Genomic DNA, 18,102 nt, shown 5'->3' with positions numbered 1-18,102 from the left:
TTCTTAAAATTGAGCTATCATTCAGTTTTTGATTTCAGGAGTTCCTTATGAAAGTAGGTCGTGACAGCTTATCGACAAAATCTCAATTGCACGTAGATGGGAAAACTTATCATTATTTCAGTCTTAAAGAAGTCGAACAAAAAAAATTTAAAGGAATCAGCCGCCTTCCATATTCCCTCAAAGTTCTTCTTGAAAATTTATTACGTTTTGAAGACGATAACACAGTAACCACCAAAGATATTAAGGCTATTGCTGATTGGCTGCATGATAAAACATCACAACATGAAATCGCGTTTAGACCCGCACGCGTATTGATGCAAGACTTCACTGGAGTTCCTGCTGTAGTTGATTTAGCGGCCATGCGCAATGCAATCGCTCAATTGGGCGGTAATCCTGATAAAATCGCGCCTTTATCACCCGTTGATTTGGTGATCGATCACTCAGTTATGGTCGACAAATTTGCCAGCACTGACGCATTAGCTGTAAATACTGAAATTGAAATGAAGCGAAATAATGAGCGCTATGAGTTTCTGCGTTGGGGTCAAAAAGCATTTGATAATTTCCAGGTTGTTCCTCCTGGAACAGGTATTTGTCATCAGGTAAATCTTGAGTACTTGGGAAAAACCGTATGGAGCAGCAGTGACAATGGTGCTTTATATGCTTATCCCGATACATTAGTCGGTACAGACTCCCATACAACCATGATAAATGGCTTAGGTGTGCTCGGATGGGGTGTGGGAGGTATTGAGGCCGAAGCAGCAATGTTAGGGCAACCTGTATCCATGTTGATTCCTGAAGTGATTGGCTTCAAATTGCATGGAAAAATGAACGAAGGGATTACAGCAACTGACCTGGTGCTTACAGTAACGCAAATGCTTAGAAAAAAAGGAGTTGTAGGTAAGTTTGTTGAATTTTATGGACCCGGTTTAAGTGATTTACCTCTTGCTGATCGCGCCACAATCTCTAATATGGCACCCGAATATGGCGCTACATGTGGATTTTTCCCTGTAGATAAAGAAACAATTCGCTATCTTGAATTAACTGGCCGTGATAAACACACTGTTGCTTTGGTTGAAGCTTATGCTAAAGCACAAGGAATGTGGTATGACAAAGACAGTGAAGATCCTGTATTCACTGATACTTTAGAACTCGATTTGAGTACTATAGTCCCCTCATTGGCAGGTCCTAAACGACCTCAGGATAAAGTCACTTTAAGTACTTTACCTACAGAATTTGATGCATTCCTTAAAGAAGCTGGAAAGGAACAGGAAAAAAATACTTCTTTTGCAGTGAAAAATCATGATTTTCAAATGAAACACGGCAATGTAGTCATTGCTGCCATAACCAGTTGTACGAATACATCTAATCCAAGTGTCCTTATGGCTGCCGGGTTAGTGGCTAAAAAAGCAATTGAAAAAGGGTTACAGCGTAAACCTTGGGTTAAATCTTCTTTAGCCCCCGGCTCAAAAGTCGTCACAGATTATCTCAAACAAGCTGGATTACAAACTTATCTAGATCAATTAGGTTTTAATTTAGTGGGTTATGGTTGTACAACGTGTATTGGTAACTCTGGTCCACTACCTGATGCTATTTCGCACAGCGTTAGTGACAATGATCTTGTTGTTTCTGCTGTTTTATCAGGAAACCGTAATTTTGAAGGACGTGTACATCCTCAAGTCAGAGCAAATTGGTTAGCATCACCACCACTAGTAGTTGCCTATGCCCTTTGCGGTACTACTACTATTGATCTCAGCAAAGAGCCCATAGGTAAAGACAATAAAGGCAATGACGTATACCTAAAAGATATTTGGCCATCAAATGCTGAAATTGCGGCTGAAGTTTCTAAGGTTACTGGTGGTATGTTCCGCAAAGAATATGCAGAAGTATTCCTTGGTGACGAACACTGGCAAACGATTAAAACAAGCAGTGGAAAAACCTATGAATGGGATGCGCATTCAACATACATCCAGCACCCACCCTTTTTTGACAACTTAAAAACTAAGCCTGATCCAATTAAGCCTATTAAACAAGCATATGTCCTTGCTTTATTTGGTGACTCAATTACAACGGATCATATCTCTCCAGCCGGCTCGATCAAAGCGAGTTCCCCTGCTGGCTTGTATTTAAAATCCAAAGGGGTTGATGAAAAAGAGTTTAACTCCTACGGTTCTCGTCGCGGTAACCATGAAGTAATGATGCGAGGTACGTTTGCTAATATCCGTATTCGCAATGAAATGACGCCGGGACAAGAGGGCGGTATCACCCGTTATATTCCTTCAGGCGAAGTAATGCCTATTTATGATGCAGCAATGCTTTATCAAAACAATCACCATGATCTTGTAATCATTGCGGGTAAAGAATATGGTACAGGCTCATCAAGAGATTGGGCTGCAAAAGGCACCAATTTACTTGGGGTCAAAGCAGTAATCACTGAAAGTTTTGAACGGATTCACCGCTCAAACTTGATTGGCATGGGGGTTTTACCATTACAGTTCTGTGATGGTATGACGCGTAAAACATTGGAGTTGCAAGGAGATGAGCGCATCAGTATTGATGTGTCTGATTCTTTAAAACCTGGTTCAATGGTTCCAGTAACTATTGAACGAGCCAATGGCAAAGTTGAGCAGATTAATGCATTATGTCGCATCGATACTGCGGACGAACTAGAATACTATAAAAATGGTGGTATTCTACAATATGTTCTCAGAAATCTGTGTGCTTAATATGCTCATGATATATTCTCAGTTGGGTCTCTGGCCCAACTGCAGCATCATTGAGTTAGCTCGATATGATCATTTATTTGAGTTAAAATCCAAATCTATTTTTTAGTAAAATTTCATAAACAATAACACTGACGTCCAAGGTTATTTGCGGTCTGATTATACCGCGTTTGGTAAGGATTAATTCATGAATCACCCTAAAAAGGTTCTAAGCGTTTTTTCTTTAGTAATGATTAACGTCATTGCTGTTGATAGCTTACGTACTTTGCCTATTAGCGCCAAACTAGGCCTTACATTAGTCTCGTATTATGTTGTAGCAGCGTTTGCTTTTTTTATTCCTGTATCTTTAGTAGCTGCTGAATTAGCGACTTCTTATCCTGAAACAGGTGGAATTTACATATGGGTTCGTGAAGCATTCGGTAAACGTGCAGCTTTTATTACTATTTGGCTTCAATGGATATATAACGTGGTTTGGTATCCAACAATACTCGCCTTTATCGCAGCCACCCTCTCCTATTTAATTTCCCCAGAACTTGGAAATAATAAGTATTATTTGTTAGGTACTGTGCTTGTTCTGTTTTGGGTATTTACAATACTTAATTGCTTTGGAATGAAAATATCAAGCATAGTCAGTACGATCGGAGCAACATTAGGCACTATATTCCCTATGCTTTTTATTATTATATTAGCAGTGCTTTGGGCTGTTCAAGGAAAGCCCACGATGGTCGGCTATCCCTCGACGTGGTTACCTGATTTCAGCTCTGTAGGTAATTTATCGTTATTTGCAGTGGTATTATTTGGACTACTGGGTATGGAGATGTCAGCTGTCCATGCTGAAGAAGTAAAAAATCCCCAACGGGATTATCCCAAAGCCCTTCTTTATTCAACTATTTTAGTAATTGCTACACTTTCTCTTGGCTCAATGGCCATTGTGATTGTGGTCCCAAATGACAGTCTAAGCGTTGTTTCAGGACTGATTGATGCATATGCTGTTTTTTTCAACTCGTATAATATGCCCTGGATGACCTCAATCATTGCCGTTTTAATTATCTTAGGTGGCCTCAGCGGCGTTTCTGCATGGATTATTGGGCCAACAAAAGGATTAATGGTCTCAGCACGTGACGGATCTTTACCTGCTAAGTTTGCTCATACCAATAAATATGGCGCTCCCACAACCATTCTCTTTACACAAGCTATTATTTTTACCGTTTTAAGCTCTGCGTTTATTTTGTTACATTCAATTAATGCGGCGTATTGGATGTTGAGTGATCTCTGTGCACAAATGGCTTTATTAGTTTATGTTTTTATGTTTGCTGCAGCCATTAAGTTAAGATACAGTAAACCAAACCTACACCGTGGCTACGTTGTCCCTGGTGGTAATATAGTTATGTGGTTATTATGCATTGTTGGAACTCTCTGCTGTCTTACAGCAATTGTTATTGGTTTTGTACCGCCAACACAAATACCAATAGGTAATGTATTTGTTTTTGAATCATTTTTAATCGGCGGATTAATTTTATTTGTATTAATTCCCTGGTTTCTTGCTAAAAAACATTAGGATATTTTTAATACGTAGCCTGGGTGAAAGCGTCGCTGTAACCCGGGGTTCGCTGCGCAACACCCAAGTTACACTGATTGTTTATGCAAAGAAATCAATTACCGCTTGATTCCACTGTTCAGGTTTTTCTAAATTAGACAAGTGCCCTGCATTCGGTAAAATAATTAATTGGCTATTTTTTGCAAGTGAATGCATATCAATACTTTGCTGTGGTGGAATGACCTTATCCATCTCACTGGTAATAATTAATATAGGTAGCATTGTTGTTGTAAGTAAAGATACAGTAGCATCACGAAGTGCCATACCGCGTAAGGCAGATGCTATCGCTGTTGGTTTTTGCAGATTTAAAATATGATACAGATAAGTTTTTGTTTGCGGTGATGCATCAGGCGAAAGCGCCTTTGTCATAAACCCATCAATCAGATTGGCTGTTCCATGTTCAAGAACATCAAGTGCTGTTTGTTCACGAGTGGCTCTTGTTTCAGGGCTATCTGCCACCGCTTGGGTATTAGAAAGAACTAATCCTAGCGTTTGATTTGGGTATTTCCCCAAAAAAGCAAGAGCAATGTATCCCCCCATTGATTCCCCTGCAATGATTGCTTTATCAATCTTTAAGTAATCTAATAATTCTTTTACTTCAAGCGCATATTCTGACATAGAAATTGCTTTGCCATCGACAGTGGATGATTGACCAAATCCCCATAAATCCAGGGTAATGACGCGGAAATGTTCTTTAAGACCCTGTTGTTGGCCCTGCCACAATCGTTGATCTGTAGGAAATGCATGAATTAATACAAGTGGCTTACCATGCCCAATATCAGTATATGAAATAAATTGGTTTGTATGAGGAAGAGCGAGTGTTGTCGCAAATAAAAGCGGATTAAAAAAAACAAATAAAATAGAAATTAAAAAAAAGTGCAATACAGAGAATATCCTATTCATTAATTACTCCATTCATTGGCTCGTTGTATCTTCAGTTTGCTCTGGAAATACCGGGGTTCCTTTGAGGAGGTACAATATTCTCCATCAAAGGACTCCCTTTATTGAGCGTATCTGTTAATCAGGCAGAGACATTAAACTTGCATTGCCTCCAGCTGCTGTTGTATCAACAGTATAAGTACGTTCATGACAGAGTCGAACTAAATAGTTAGGTCCACCTGCTTTAGGGCCTGTTCCTGATAGTCCCTCACCACCAAAAGGTTGTAAGCCGACAACAGCACCTATCATATTTCGATTGACATAACAGTTACCTGCATGAATATTCTGTCTGATGTATTCGACGGTTTCATTAATACGGCTATGAATACCCAGTGTTAAACCATAACCCGTTGCATTAATTTGCTTAATCACTTGATCCAGATCTTTTTGCTTAAATTGAATCACATGCAAGACAGGACCAAACACTTCTTTTTCTAGTGCATTGATGTGATCGATAGCAATAGCTGTTGGGGGCATAAAATATCCAGACTCAAGTGATTCATCCAAAGCGCATTGGTAAATGATTTCAAAACGCTTTTTCATATTCTCAACATGGTTCTTTAATATGGATAAAGCTGCTTTATCAATAACAGGCCCTATATCTGTAACAAGCCAGCGTGGATCTCCTACAACTAACTCTGCCATAGCTCCTTTTAAAAGTGCTATCGCTCTTGGATAGACCTCTTCTTGAACGAATAATACGCGTAACGCAGAGCATCTTTGTCCAGCACTACCAAAGGCTGAGTTAATTGCGTCCACAACAACCTGTTCTAACAAAGCAGACGAATCAACGATCATTGCGTTTTGGCCACCTGTTTCAGCAATCAATGGAATAATTTCCCCACCTCGTGTCGCCAAGGTCTGATTAATAAGATTGGCAGTGTCTGTTGAGCCTGTAAATAAGACGGCTTTAATGCGTTTATCAGCAACCAATGCAGCTCCTATTGTCTCACCAGGGCCAGGAAGTAATTGTACAGCACCTACTGGAACCCCTGCTTGATGCATTAATTTAACCGTATACGCCGCAATTAATGGAGTTTGCTCTGCTGGTTTTGCAATAACACAGTTCCCCGTGACTAAAGCAGCAACAACCTGACCCGTAAAAATTGCCAAGGGGAAATTCCATGGACTAATACAAAGTATCACACCTCGAGGATGTAAACTAAGCTCGTTTAACTCACCTGTATAACCTGTCAAACGCAAAGGAGAGGCTAAAATTTGCTGTGCTTGCATGGCATAGTAGCGACAAAAATCAATGGCCTCTCGCACCTCTGCAATACAGTCATTCATTGTTTTACCTGCTTCAAGGCAGGCAATGGTCATAAGCTCGTCTTGATTTTCTTGCAATAAATCAGCAAAACGATTAATACATGCAGCGCGATCTTTAACAGGCATATTAGACCAAATCGGGAAAGTTTGTTCAGCACTAGTCAAAGCCTGCGCTACATCCTGAAGCGATGCATTTTGGACTGTCCCTATAATATGTTCCGTTTGTTGTGGCGATTCTATTCGTTGCTTTTCACCTATAAGTGTAATTGTGCCTGCAATAATAGGTTCTGCAGTCCATTGCTGTAGCTTGATTTGCGCCATTTTTTGTTGCAAAAATGCACACTCGCTACGATCTGTAAAATCAAAACCTTTAGAGTTTTTTCTGTTAGGTTGAAACAGATCCTCAGGTAAAGGAATATTTTGATTCATCTTATGCAATAATGCCGTGGCCTTTTCAACAGGATCCTCAACCAATGTACTAATAGGCGCATTATCATCAACAATACGGTTTACGAATGAGGAGTTGGCTCCATTTTCTAATAATCGACGTACTAAATAAGGAAGCAAATCTTCATGACTGCCTACAGGAGCATAAATACGGCAAGGAATACCATGACACTCAGCAGGCACTATTTGTTGATATAATTCATTACCCATTCCATGCAAACATTGGAACTCAAAATCCCGATAATCACCGGTAATATTTAAAATCATTGCCACAGAATAAGCATTATGTGTCGCAAATTGAGGGTAAATTGCATCCGTCATCGTCAGTATTTTTTTCGCACATGCCTGAAAAGAAACGTCTGTAAAAACCTTACGCGTAAACACAGGATATTCTTTAAGTCCCTGCATTTGTGTTTTCTTGACTTCGCTATCCCAATAAGCACCTTTAATCAAGCGCACCATGATTCGGCGTTGTTTTTTTCTAGCAAGAGCTGCGACCCAATCCAATACATAAAAAGCTCTTTTTTGATAAGACTGAACCGCTAAACCAAAACCATTCCATCCATCTAAACTAGAATCATTAAAAACACGCTCCATTACATCAAGTGATAAATCCAAGCGCTCAGATTCTTCAGCATCAACAGTTAGAGCAATGTCATAATTTTTTGCCAAACGAGCTAGTGCCAATAGTTTAGGCGGTAACTCTTCCATAACTCGTTCATGTTGGCTTTCATTATAACGAGGATGTAATGCAGAAAGTTTTATAGATATTCCTGCACGTTTGTATACATTTGAATTTTTGTCAGCCTGCCTGCCAATCGCTTCAATTGCTGCTTTGTATGCCTCAAAATAACGTGATGCATCAATCGAAGTAAGCGCTGCTTCGCCTAGCATATCATAAGAATAACGATAACCTTGAGCTTCTTTCTTTTTTGCTCGACTCAAAGCTTCATCAATCGTTCTGCCCATGACAAATTGTTTACTCATAATTCGCATCGCTTTATCAACGGCTTTTCTAACCACAGCCTCGCTACTACGATTCACAAGTTTCATTAAAGATTTAGTTAATGTGTTTTCAGCTTTTTCTGGGGTGAGTATTTTACCTGTAAGCATCAGGGCCCATGTTGTTGCATTTACAAAAAAAGAATCACTTTGTCCTATATGAGATTTCCAATCACCGCCAGACAACTTATCTTTGATTAAATTATCAATTGTAGCGCTATCAGGAACACGCAGTAATGCTTCAGCCAAGCACATAAGTGCAATACCTTCATCACTAGATAAAGCATACTCAGTTAAAAAAGAATCAATACCCGTGCTTTTTTTTCGTTCTGTACGCACTGACTCAACCAACTTTGTTGCACTATTCCTAATATCAATTAATTGCTGTTGCCCTAATGCAGCTTTATCACAAAGCTCCGTTATTAACGATAACTCATCAACACGATAGGCATGATTAATAGCAGCTCGTATTCCTTCAGGTAATTGTATGATCTGCTTTTCCAGCATAGCATTCTCCGAAATCAAATATATAACTATTCTTCTCCCTATTATCTCTTGAGGAATATCAAGCAATATCGGGTTTAAAAGAGTTTAAAAAAGTAACAGCCAAGTATAATTTAGTGCCATATAAAATGGAATGCACTAGCTATTATTTTGCTATAGAATACAGTATAAATCTGCTGTAAACGCCGTAATTATATCTATTTTTAAGCAAAAAATCTGTTTTTTATTTAAAATAATAGAACTAATTTTATACTGTTTGATCAACATTCTTCGTCAAGAATGGGAATGTATTGACTCAATTTGTTTTAATTATAAACAATACCTTTTTGCCCTCCTCAAACAACCCTATGAATTGACTAATATTCCCCCCTGATGAGCAAAGAAAGTCCTAGTAATTTTACAATTACATGAATTGTTAATATAATCACCATTTTTTTGAAGAACAATAAAGGCTATTTACAAGAAGAAAGGAGAAGTATGAACACCCTATTGACTCTAATCTCAACCATAATTTTAACCAGCAATATAACTTCCAGTGCGCCTACATTTGCGGCAAAAACTGAGCCAGATATCAATGCTAAATTACAGCATTTGAGCAGCAAGGCACCCAAATTAAATAGAAATGTATTAAAGCTTGCATTAACTGCATATAGAAATGCCAGCAAAAGAGGCGCTGTTAAAAAGCCAGTGCTTACTGTGATTGATTACTCTTTACCTTCAAATAAGCAACGTATGTGGGTATTTGATCTCAATAGAGAGCGCCTCCTATACAATACTTATGTTGCACACGGCAAAAATTCAGGCGTGAATAAAGCAAGTCATTTTTCGAATGTTCATTCAAGTAAACAATCAAGCTTGGGTACATATATTACCAAAGACACCTATATGGGTCATAAAGGTTATTCACTCAACCTGCAGGGTTTGGATAAAGGCTTTAATGATAATGCATTAAGTAGACGCGTCGTAATTCATGGCGCATGGTATGTAGAGCCTGATTTCATAAAACGTTCAGGTCGAGCCGGACTTTCTTGGGGCTGTCCTGCTATTGCTCAAACTCTAGCAAAACCCGTCATTAATACCATTAAAAATGGTTCCGTAATTTTTGCTTATTTCCCTGATAAAAAGTTTTTATCCAAATCAGGCTATTTAGTGGCATAAAATAAAAAAGCCAGGGTTAACCCCTGGCTTTCGCAGTCATCCGTATAAGAACTTCCAGTTCTTATGATCATCCATGATTAATCATATCCATATGATTACAATTCCATTTGTATGACTCATATCCATACAAGTCATGTTTTAAATGTAGCAATAGAAAGTAATAACTTCAAGGTTGCTTCAGGCTCATTTCTTGAGTTCTTTCTGGTAAGCAGGCAAACAAGAGATTTATTTTTTTGTTAAAAAACAAGTAGTTAAAAAAACACGCTGTAATTTATGTCCAAAAAAACGGCTGTTGTCTGCAGCCTGATTGAGAAATATCTTACAAGAGATCGAGCAAAAAAAACCATTTCTATTCGTTGATTTCAATATCTACTTCTTAAAATAACTAAGGATAATGGGTATCTTTGCATACAAGTGCTTGATTATGTCGAAAGATGTGGTAGTTTATTCTGCATCTAGAAACGCTTTAGAGCTATACAATGGATAAACAACAGTTAACTGCAGTTAAAAAAGATAGATTACAAGTGATTGATTGGCTTATTGAACATTTTCCAAATGCTTTTTTTAAAAAGGGCAATCAGATCAAGCCACTAAAAATTGGGATATTTGATGACATCATCGACTTCTATGAACGGCTTGACTCCCCGCCATTCAGTAAAAAATCTTTGAGAGAAGCTTTAAGCTACTATAGTGCATCACCAGCGTATCTGAATTGTCAAAAAGAGAACTCTGCTCGTATTGATATTTATGGGAATGAGGTGGATGTGGTAACTCTAGAACAAGCGAGATATGCACATCAACGCTATGTAGAGCGCTATAGTAAGAAGCAAAACTCAGAAAACAAATAATTGTAGCCTGAGTGAAAAGCGTAGTAGAGCCCAGGAAAACCCCCGGGTTCCGCTACACTGCAGGCCAGTTCTTCCCTTCCTGCTCTCACACCTATCTACGCTGTAGATTAATTAATTAGCGTAAAGCCATCAAATAATTAACTCTAATATCAGAGCCTAATGAAGCGCTTCTTAAAAAGGGGTTGTAGTCCATGCCTTTCAAATCAATCAAGTTAAAATCCCAAGGCCGTGCCATCGCAAATAACTCACTTGGTTTAATAAATTTTTTGTAATCATGTGTTTGTTTAGGCAGTAAATTTAAAATATATTCCGCAGCAATAATTGCAGTGGCATATGCTTTAATTGTTCTACTAATTGTTGATACAAATAAAAAACCTTGTGGTTTGAGTAATCGTCGGCAATGTTCAAAAACCAATCCGGGATTTTCTACATGCTCCAACATTTCCATACAAGTGATGACATCAAATTGATGATCGTTATATGCCTCCACCGAAGTAGATAAATAACTAATCTGTAGATGACTATTTTTTGCATGTTCTTGAGCTACCGAAATTGCCTCAGGCTCAGCATCTATCCCTGTAACGCGTGCTCCAGTGCTTGCCATAGCTTCACACAGAATGCCACCGCCACACCCTACATCCAAAACAGTCAGATCATTTAAATCAACATGCTGCTTTATAAAATCAAGCCGTGTTTGATTTATGTCATGCAAAGTTTTCAGTGGTCCCTCAGTATCCCACCATAAACTGGCATGCTGAGCAAATTTACTAATTTCTTGAGGATTAACGGTTGATTCAGTGTGACTCATAGTGTAATAAATCCAGAGGTTTAAAAAAATCGATAACTCGCTGATTGGTAATAAAACTTACGTTATAAGGATGTTCTGCAATCAGTCCTATAGGCAATTTATCTTGTGCAGCAGTTTCCGCAATTTTACCCAATAAAATAAGTTGAATAGAGGGCTTAACTACTGTCAATTGACTAAAAAGACTTTGCATAAAAGGCTTCCATTGCCTTGCATGATAAGGAACCCTGCCCTCACTATAAACCAAACAAGCATTGAGCAATAAAATTCCCTTCCTCATCATTCCTTCAAACAGTTGTTGTCCTGTTTGAACTAAAGAGCTTTTATTTAGTAATGCAATATTGGCTTGTGATGTATTGGAGTTTAACTCGCCGCGTGCAACAAGTAACATTTTAATCCAGTTACGCAAAGAAGTTGCTCTATTAACCGATTTACTTAATCCCCCCTCACTCCATAAGTTCCCCACTGCATTGTCCCAAAAAGCATATCCATTTGCTGAGTCTTTACGTGGATAAGGTGATTCACCTAATAAAATATATTGAGTCTCAGCAAGTGGTAAACTAAAAGCGGCGAATAATCGTTCCTTTCCGGGCAACCAATGTTCATCATGCATTAACTGATGCAAATAATTCGGATCCATAGTTTCCAGGGCTTTAGCAACAATTTCTTTCCAATCAGCATGACAATTACTTAATATAGATTGATTTTCCACTTTAATGCTTGGTGAAGATAATTCTAGTGACACTTCCACTCTGCCTCCTTAAATAGGCGTATATTTACACAGATCTTCTGAGTACTTGAGTAAACAAAAAAAGTAACTGGGGTAAATGCAATGCATAATCGTAACTGCTTAACCTACATTCTTCAATTAAAACCTAAAATAATCGCCTAAAGTATAGATAAAATTATATAAAAACAGTTATGGCAACTTATAAATTTTTTTCCATATTATAGAAAAATTATCCAGCCAAGATACTCCAAATTGGTTCGAATTTTTCCAAATCCAGACAAGCGAGCCTTTTACTGCATGTTGTTTTAAATAACTCCAAAACAAAAAACTTTTACTTGCTTTATTAATGTCTTGTGGTTAAAAATAGAATTTAAAGGGAGATTCTTAAACACAGGGAGTGGTGTATGTCTACTAAAGAACTAGAGCTTGAAGTACATATTAAAAGAGATTCTAATCCTTCTAACTCAAATACTAATTCAAATAAAGCAATCGTTGAAAAGGCATTAGCACAGATGAGTTTCTCTGATGCAGCAAAACAATTATTGTTAGATCCAGCTACTTCACCTGATTTAGATAGTTTGCAAAGTATTGCTTTAACACAAGAACACTTAGCCCAGGTCAAAAAAAGTCTTGGTGCAATAGTTGATAGTTTACAAGATAATCCAAGCCTTATTTCGCGCGCAGCTGCTTTTTGGGGTGAACTGCCTCTATGGCAAAGAATTGTTGGCGGAGTTGCCCTATCAGGTCCGACACTCATTATTGGCGCTGCAGCACATATTGGTTTTCTCGTAACGATTAGTGGTGTGAGCGCTTTAGCTTACACAACAAGCGGTATTGTTCTCGATGACCATCATTACCATACCAAAAATATTGCTCAAAAATTAAAAGAAGGAATTTTTGGGGTTGCAGAAATCCTTGAACTGACTATTGGCGCATTAGATTCAATTCGTAAAAAACTGGCTGCTGAAATAGATAAGTTCAAACAGGAAAATGAGAAACTTGCGCAAAATATTACACGTTTGAATGAAGAAGTTGAAACTTTGAGTGCTCAGGTGGAAGTTTATGTTGAAACAGAAAAATTACTGCGTAAGACTGTCGAAAAACTTGAAAGTACTGCATTATCTTTTAAGCAAGACATTGAAAAACAAAGTGAGCAGTTTCAAGCCACGCAAAGAGAACTTGCAAAAGCAAAAGATGAGCATTCACAAAGTCTCATACTCCTATCCCAGAAGACCTCTGAGCTGTCAGAAGTCAGATCCTCTATGGGAATTGAACTAGAAAAAGCAAAAAGAATTGCAGACAGTTTGAAGGGAACTGTGAAAATTCTCTCTAATACAGCAATAAACGATTCCAGCCAACGACAGGCATTTCAAGAAAAATTAAATACCTTCTTAACCGATAAAACTGCTAGTTTTGATGATGTGGCAGAACGAATTACCAAAGCGGAATCGGAACTTTCTGTGGTTAAATCTGAATTAAAAGCAAGTACAGAACGATTTAATAAATTATTAGAGCTTCAAGAACAACAACTAAAACGCTTACAAGGTCTTGATCATCGCGTTGAAGCAAGCCAGCATCCTATTAAAGGTGATACAAAAGGTAATGCAAAAGGCGATGACCAAGTAAAATCTGATGGACTGCTGAGTAAATTGGGTCTTATGGCGTTACCCCAAATATGGCCAATCGGTTCAGCTCAACCTGTCAAACAAAATTCGCCCCTACCACCTGCGCCTGCGCCTTAGATAGAATCCTCCGAGTAATTCTACTCGGAGGATTCTATCTATTTCCCTCTGGCTATAACATTGTGAAGTACTCTAATTTCAGCTATTCTGTATTTTTAGTTTAAAGTTAAAAACCGTGATAGAACCATATAATAAACTGATAAATATAATAAAAAATAATCAAGAAACGATGGTAAAGCAACTCCATCAGTTTTGTGAAATTAATTCTGGAACAACCAATTTAGAGGGATTAGCTAAAATGACTAATCTCTTGCAAAAAAACTATACCCCTATAGCCGACACAGTTCAAATAAAAAAACTTCCTCCATTATCAGTTATGGATATGTCCGGTAATACGGTATTACAAACCTGCGGGGATGCTCTGTTTATTAGAAAAAGACCTCACTTGAAGCGTCGAGTTTTACTCTGCGGACATATGGATACCGTTTATACCGCAGAGAACCCTTTTCAGAAATTAACATATATTAATGATAATTGTATTAATGGCCCAGGTGTTACTGATATGAAAGGCGGGCTTATCGTGATGTTGCATGCTTTATCTGCTTTCGAGCAAGATGAGTGCGCTGCAAAACTTGGTTGGGATGTTTTGATTAATGCGGATGAAGAAATAGGCTCACCTGCATCCAGCATATTGTTCGACGAATTAGCGGCCTATTATCAAGCAGCTTTGGTCTATGAGCCCGCTATGACTCCAGATGGTACCTTAGCAAAAAATCGGAAAGGAAGCGGAAAACTAACGCTTATTGCTACGGGTAAAGCAGCACATGCAGGGCGAGCTTTTTCAGAGGGACGAAATGCAATTTGCTATTTAGCTGAAGCCGTTTGTGCTGTACATGATCTTAATGGGAAGCGCGAGGGAGTGACAATTAACGTAGGAATAATTGCAGGTGGTGAGGCCCTCAATGTGGTTCCTGATAAAGCAGTAGCACAGCTTGACATACGTATTAGCCTTCCTGAGGATGAGTTTTGGGTACGAACTGAACTTGATAAAATTATTAGTCAATTAAAACGCCAAGGTTATTCTTTAAGTGTGCATGGTGTTTTTGGTAGACCAGTAAAACGTGTTTGTTCTGGTACGGAGCGCCTGTTTCATCGTATCCAACATTTAGGGCAAGAGTTAGGTTTGACTATAGATTGGAAAGATAGCGGTGGTTGTTGTGATGGAAATAATTTAGCCCAATATGGTTTACCCGTCTTAGACACTCTTGGTGTCCGGGGTGGTAATATCCACAGCGCGGAAGAGTATATATTACTTGATAGTTTATCCGAACGCGCTGCGCTCAGTACCCTGCTTTTGCTTGATCTTGCCCAAGGTGGTTTAGAGGATCTAACATTGTGAAGTACCCTGATTTCGGCTATTCTGTATACAATAGGCTGATAAATATAATAAAAATAATCAGAAAAGAATACTAAGGCAACTGAGCTGAATAAGTTATTAGTCAATTAAAACGCCAAAATTATTCTTTAAGTGTGCATGGTGTTTTGATAGATCAGTAAAACGTGTATGCTCTGGTACAAAACGTCTGTTTTTTCGTATTCAACATTTAGGACAAGAGCTAGATTTTTCGATAGATTGAAAGATAGTGGTGGTTGTGTTGGAAATAATTTAGCCCAATGGTTTACTAGTTCTACACACTCTTCGTGTTAAGGGCAGCAATATCCACAGCGCGTAAGAGTATATATTACTCGATAGTTATCCGAAACGCGCCGCGCTCAGCACCCTACTCTTGCTTGATCTGGCTCAAAGTGGTTTAGAGGATCTAAAAAAATGATGCTATTTCGTAGTGCTCGTGATACAGATTTAGACGCCATTCATCATTTGGCTGAAGAAAGTGGCATAGGAATAACAACGCTTTCCAAAGATAAAGAAATCTTAAAAAAACGACTTCGCTGGTCTACTGACTCATTCAAAAAAAATGTTGAGAAACCGCAAAATGAGTATTACTTATTTGTTTTAGAAAACGTCACAAATAAAAAAATAATAGGGGTTTCAGGTATTGAATCATGCATTGGGCACGAGGCTCCTTTTTATTCTTACAAAATTTCTAAGCGCACTCGAGTTTCTCGTTCATTAAAAATACGAAGTGATTATGAAGTTTTAAGCCTGGTAAATGATAATCAGGGACGAAGTGAAATCTGCACTCTTTTTTTAGAGCCCAATTATAGAAAAAACAAAAACGGCTTATTACTTTCTAAAGGCCGCTTTATGTTTATTGCACAACATCAACAACGTTTTGCTTCAACTGTAATCGCCGAAATGCGCGGAATTTCAGATGTAAATGGTATATCGCCCTTTTGGGAGAATATAGGAAGTCACTTTTTTCACATGTCTTTTGCTGAAGCCGATCGACTCACTTTAGCGACTGATAAGCAATTTATAGCAGATCTAATGCCGCGTAACCCTATATATATTAAATTGCTCTCTGCAGAAGCCCAGGCAGTAATAGGCCAAGCTCATCCATCAACACAGGCGGCGATGAATATTTTGCTCAGAGAGGGGTTTCGCTATAACAACTACATTGATATTTTTGATGGGGGGCCTACGCTTGAAGTGCCATTATCCAAAATCAAAACCATAGAGCTTAGTCGCGTTGTCACCATTAAAAACATTAGTGACGAGGTCAGTAGCGCTAACTATTTATTAGCAAATACGCAATTAGATTTTCGTGCAACCATTAATAGTGCTTTAGTAAACAGAGAAAATAATACCTGTATCATTAGTAAAAAAACAGCAAATCTTCTTCAGGTTAAATGTGGGAATCAACTACGCATTGCTCCCGTATTATTTGATTATGGAGCGTTACATGATTAAATCAGGCATATTAGATGGGAAAGGACAATACATTAATGGTCATTGGCTAAAAGGCCAGGGAACGACTTTGGAATCAGTCAATCCGAGCTATGGTACCTTATGTTGGCAAGGTACTAATGCAACGGAGCAAGAGGTTTCTGCTGCATATGACGCAGCATATCAAGCCCTTTTCCCTTGGTCTGCACTTGATTTTGAAGCACGCGCAAATTATACCCAGAGATTTGCCAAACAAATTGAAAAAAACCGTGATCAATTAGCACACCTCATTGCATTAGAGACTGGAAAGCCACTATGGGAAGCACAGACTGAAGTCAATGCGGTGATAGGCAAGATTAATTTATCCATTCAAGCGTTTCAGGAAAGAACAGGAGCAAAAGTAACCAAAACGGCAGAGGCAAATGCCTGCCTACGGTTTAAACCTCAAGGTATCGTGGTCGTTCTTGGCGCATTTAACTTTCCAGCTCATTTAAGTAATGGACATATAGTCCCAGCACTTCTAGCAGGAAATACGATTCTTTATAAACCCAGCGAGCATACGCCTGCGGTAGCAGAGCTCATTATGCAATGTTGGCATGAAAGTGAACTACCTCCTGGTGTAATAAACTGCTTACAAGGTGATGTAGTATGTGCGAAAGCCATACTTTCGCAAGACATTCAGGGGGTCTATTTTACTGGTAGCTATGCAACAGGGTTAAGTATTCATCAACAATTTATTAACAAACCGGAAGTGATATTAGCTCTTGAAATGGGCGGAAATAATCCTTTAGTTATTGATGAAGTTAGTGATCTAAACGCTGCTGTTTATCATGCATTGCTCTCTACAATCATTACTGCTGGCCAACGCTGTACTTGTGCACGACGCGTTATTATTCCTGACTCAACGCAGGGCGATGAGTTTTTAAACCGATTTATCAAAATGTGCTCATCTGTCAAAGTGGGCCCGTTTGATCAAAAACCTGAACCATTTATGGGGCCAGTGATCAGCCATGCACAAGCATTGAAGCATATTCACAGCCAAAAGAAACTGATTGTGTCAGGTGGTACTTCCTTATTGTCCATGTCATTACTTGCTGAAGATACAGGTCTACTATCACCAGGCATCATTGATATGACCAATTTTGAAAACCCACCCGACGAGGAAATTTTTGCGCCTTTCGTACAAATACATCGTTACACCCACTTTGAACAAGCAATTAGTCTGGCGAATCAAACTCGTTATGGCTTAGTTGCTGGCTTATTAAGTGATAATGAGCAGCATTATCACCAATTTTATCAACGAGTCCGAGCGGGACTAATTAATTGGAATAGACCTACTACAGGTGCTAGCAGTAGCCTTCCTTTTGGTGGGGTTGGATTAAGTGGAAATCATAGACCAAGCGCCTACTTTGCTGCAGATTATTGTGCTTATCCTGTAGCCAGTATGGAGCAACCCCTTTTAACAATGCCTGAACAGATATTACCAGGTATTGGTAGATTTGGAGCACTGTAACCCAGCATCCCCTTATTCTGAGTGTAACGAGGGCTCTCCG

General features: G+C 38.7%; 12 protein-coding genes. 8 read left to right on the top strand and 4 right to left on the bottom strand.

The features are described from left to right. Nucleotides 1–47: 47 nt before the first annotated feature. The gene (acnA, locus tag BGO44_RS07795; RefSeq protein ID WP_058510285.1) at nt 48–2,723 is read left to right on the top strand and encodes an aconitate hydratase AcnA; all 2,676 of its coding nucleotides are present in this window, start codon (nt 48–50) and stop codon (nt 2,721–2,723) included. Nucleotides 2,724–2,907: 184 nt separating this feature from the next. Beyond that, nucleotides 2,908–4,278, top strand: a complete 1,371-nt coding sequence (locus BGO44_RS07790; RefSeq protein ID WP_058510284.1) for an APC family permease — start codon at nt 2,908–2,910, stop codon at nt 4,276–4,278. An 81-nt stretch (nt 4,279–4,359) separates the two neighbouring features. Here BGO44_RS07790 and BGO44_RS07785 read toward each other — a convergent pair whose 3' ends face one another. Beyond that, nucleotides 4,360–5,220 (bottom strand): alpha/beta fold hydrolase, encoded by an 861-nt coding sequence (locus BGO44_RS07785; protein WP_058510283.1) that lies wholly within the window; start codon nt 5,218–5,220, stop codon nt 4,360–4,362. Between the two features lie 114 nt (nt 5,221–5,334). Beyond that, on the bottom strand, nt 5,335–8,481 hold the full coding sequence (gene putA / locus BGO44_RS07780; RefSeq protein ID WP_273197852.1) for a bifunctional proline dehydrogenase/L-glutamate gamma-semialdehyde dehydrogenase PutA: 3,147 nt from the start codon (nt 8,479–8,481) through the stop codon (nt 5,335–5,337). Between the two features lie 474 nt (nt 8,482–8,955). Here putA and BGO44_RS07775 point away from each other — a divergent pair, with 474 nt between their 5' ends. Then, entirely contained in the window at nt 8,956–9,636 is a 681-nt protein-coding gene (locus BGO44_RS07775; protein WP_058510281.1) for a murein L,D-transpeptidase catalytic domain family protein, read from the top strand. Nucleotides 9,637–10,115: 479 nt separating this feature from the next. Continuing rightward, nucleotides 10,116–10,484: a ProQ/FINO family protein gene (locus BGO44_RS07770; RefSeq protein ID WP_058510280.1), complete on the top strand. Its 369-nt coding sequence runs from the start codon at nt 10,116–10,118 to the stop codon at nt 10,482–10,484. A 115-nt stretch (nt 10,485–10,599) separates the two neighbouring features. On the opposite strand, the gene ubiG is transcribed toward BGO44_RS07770, so the two are convergent. Both ubiG and BGO44_RS07760 read right to left on the bottom strand, forming a co-directional pair. After that, nucleotides 10,600–11,292, bottom strand: coding sequence for a bifunctional 2-polyprenyl-6-hydroxyphenol methylase/3-demethylubiquinol 3-O-methyltransferase UbiG (gene ubiG, locus BGO44_RS07765; RefSeq protein ID WP_058510279.1), 693 nt, complete (start codon nt 11,290–11,292; stop codon nt 10,600–10,602). Then, the gene (locus BGO44_RS07760) at nt 11,279–12,040 is read right to left on the bottom strand and encodes a uracil-DNA glycosylase family protein (protein WP_058510278.1); all 762 of its coding nucleotides are present in this window, start codon (nt 12,038–12,040) and stop codon (nt 11,279–11,281) included. Before BGO44_RS07760 ends, ubiG begins: the two co-directional genes overlap by 14 nt. Before the next feature lie 383 nt (nt 12,041–12,423). Here BGO44_RS07760 and BGO44_RS07755 point away from each other — a divergent pair, with 383 nt between their 5' ends. From BGO44_RS07755 to astD, 4 genes are all read left to right on the top strand, one after another. Next, nucleotides 12,424–13,761 (top strand): LegC2/C7 family Dot/Icm T4SS effector, encoded by a 1,338-nt coding sequence (locus BGO44_RS07755; RefSeq protein ID WP_058510277.1) that lies wholly within the window; start codon nt 12,424–12,426, stop codon nt 13,759–13,761. 118 nt (nt 13,762–13,879) lie between these two features. Beyond that, nucleotides 13,880–15,100, top strand: coding sequence for a hydrolase (locus BGO44_RS07750; RefSeq protein WP_416338557.1), 1,221 nt, complete (start codon nt 13,880–13,882; stop codon nt 15,098–15,100). Nucleotides 15,101–15,529: 429 nt separating this feature from the next. Further along, a complete protein-coding gene (locus BGO44_RS07740) occupies nt 15,530–16,573 on the top strand; it encodes an arginine N-succinyltransferase (protein ID WP_058510276.1) in 1,044 nt (347 codons plus the stop codon). Then, nucleotides 16,566–18,062 (top strand): succinylglutamate-semialdehyde dehydrogenase, encoded by a 1,497-nt coding sequence (astD, locus tag BGO44_RS07735; RefSeq protein ID WP_273200054.1) that lies wholly within the window; start codon nt 16,566–16,568, stop codon nt 18,060–18,062. Before BGO44_RS07740 ends, astD begins: the two co-directional genes overlap by 8 nt. The last annotated feature ends 40 nt before the right edge of the window (nt 18,063–18,102 follow it).

The organism is Legionella sp. 39-23 (assembly GCF_001897665.1).
Taxonomy (GTDB): domain Bacteria; phylum Pseudomonadota; class Gammaproteobacteria; order Legionellales; family Legionellaceae; genus Legionella; species Legionella steelei.
This window is presented reverse-complemented; position numbering and strand designations above follow the sequence as displayed.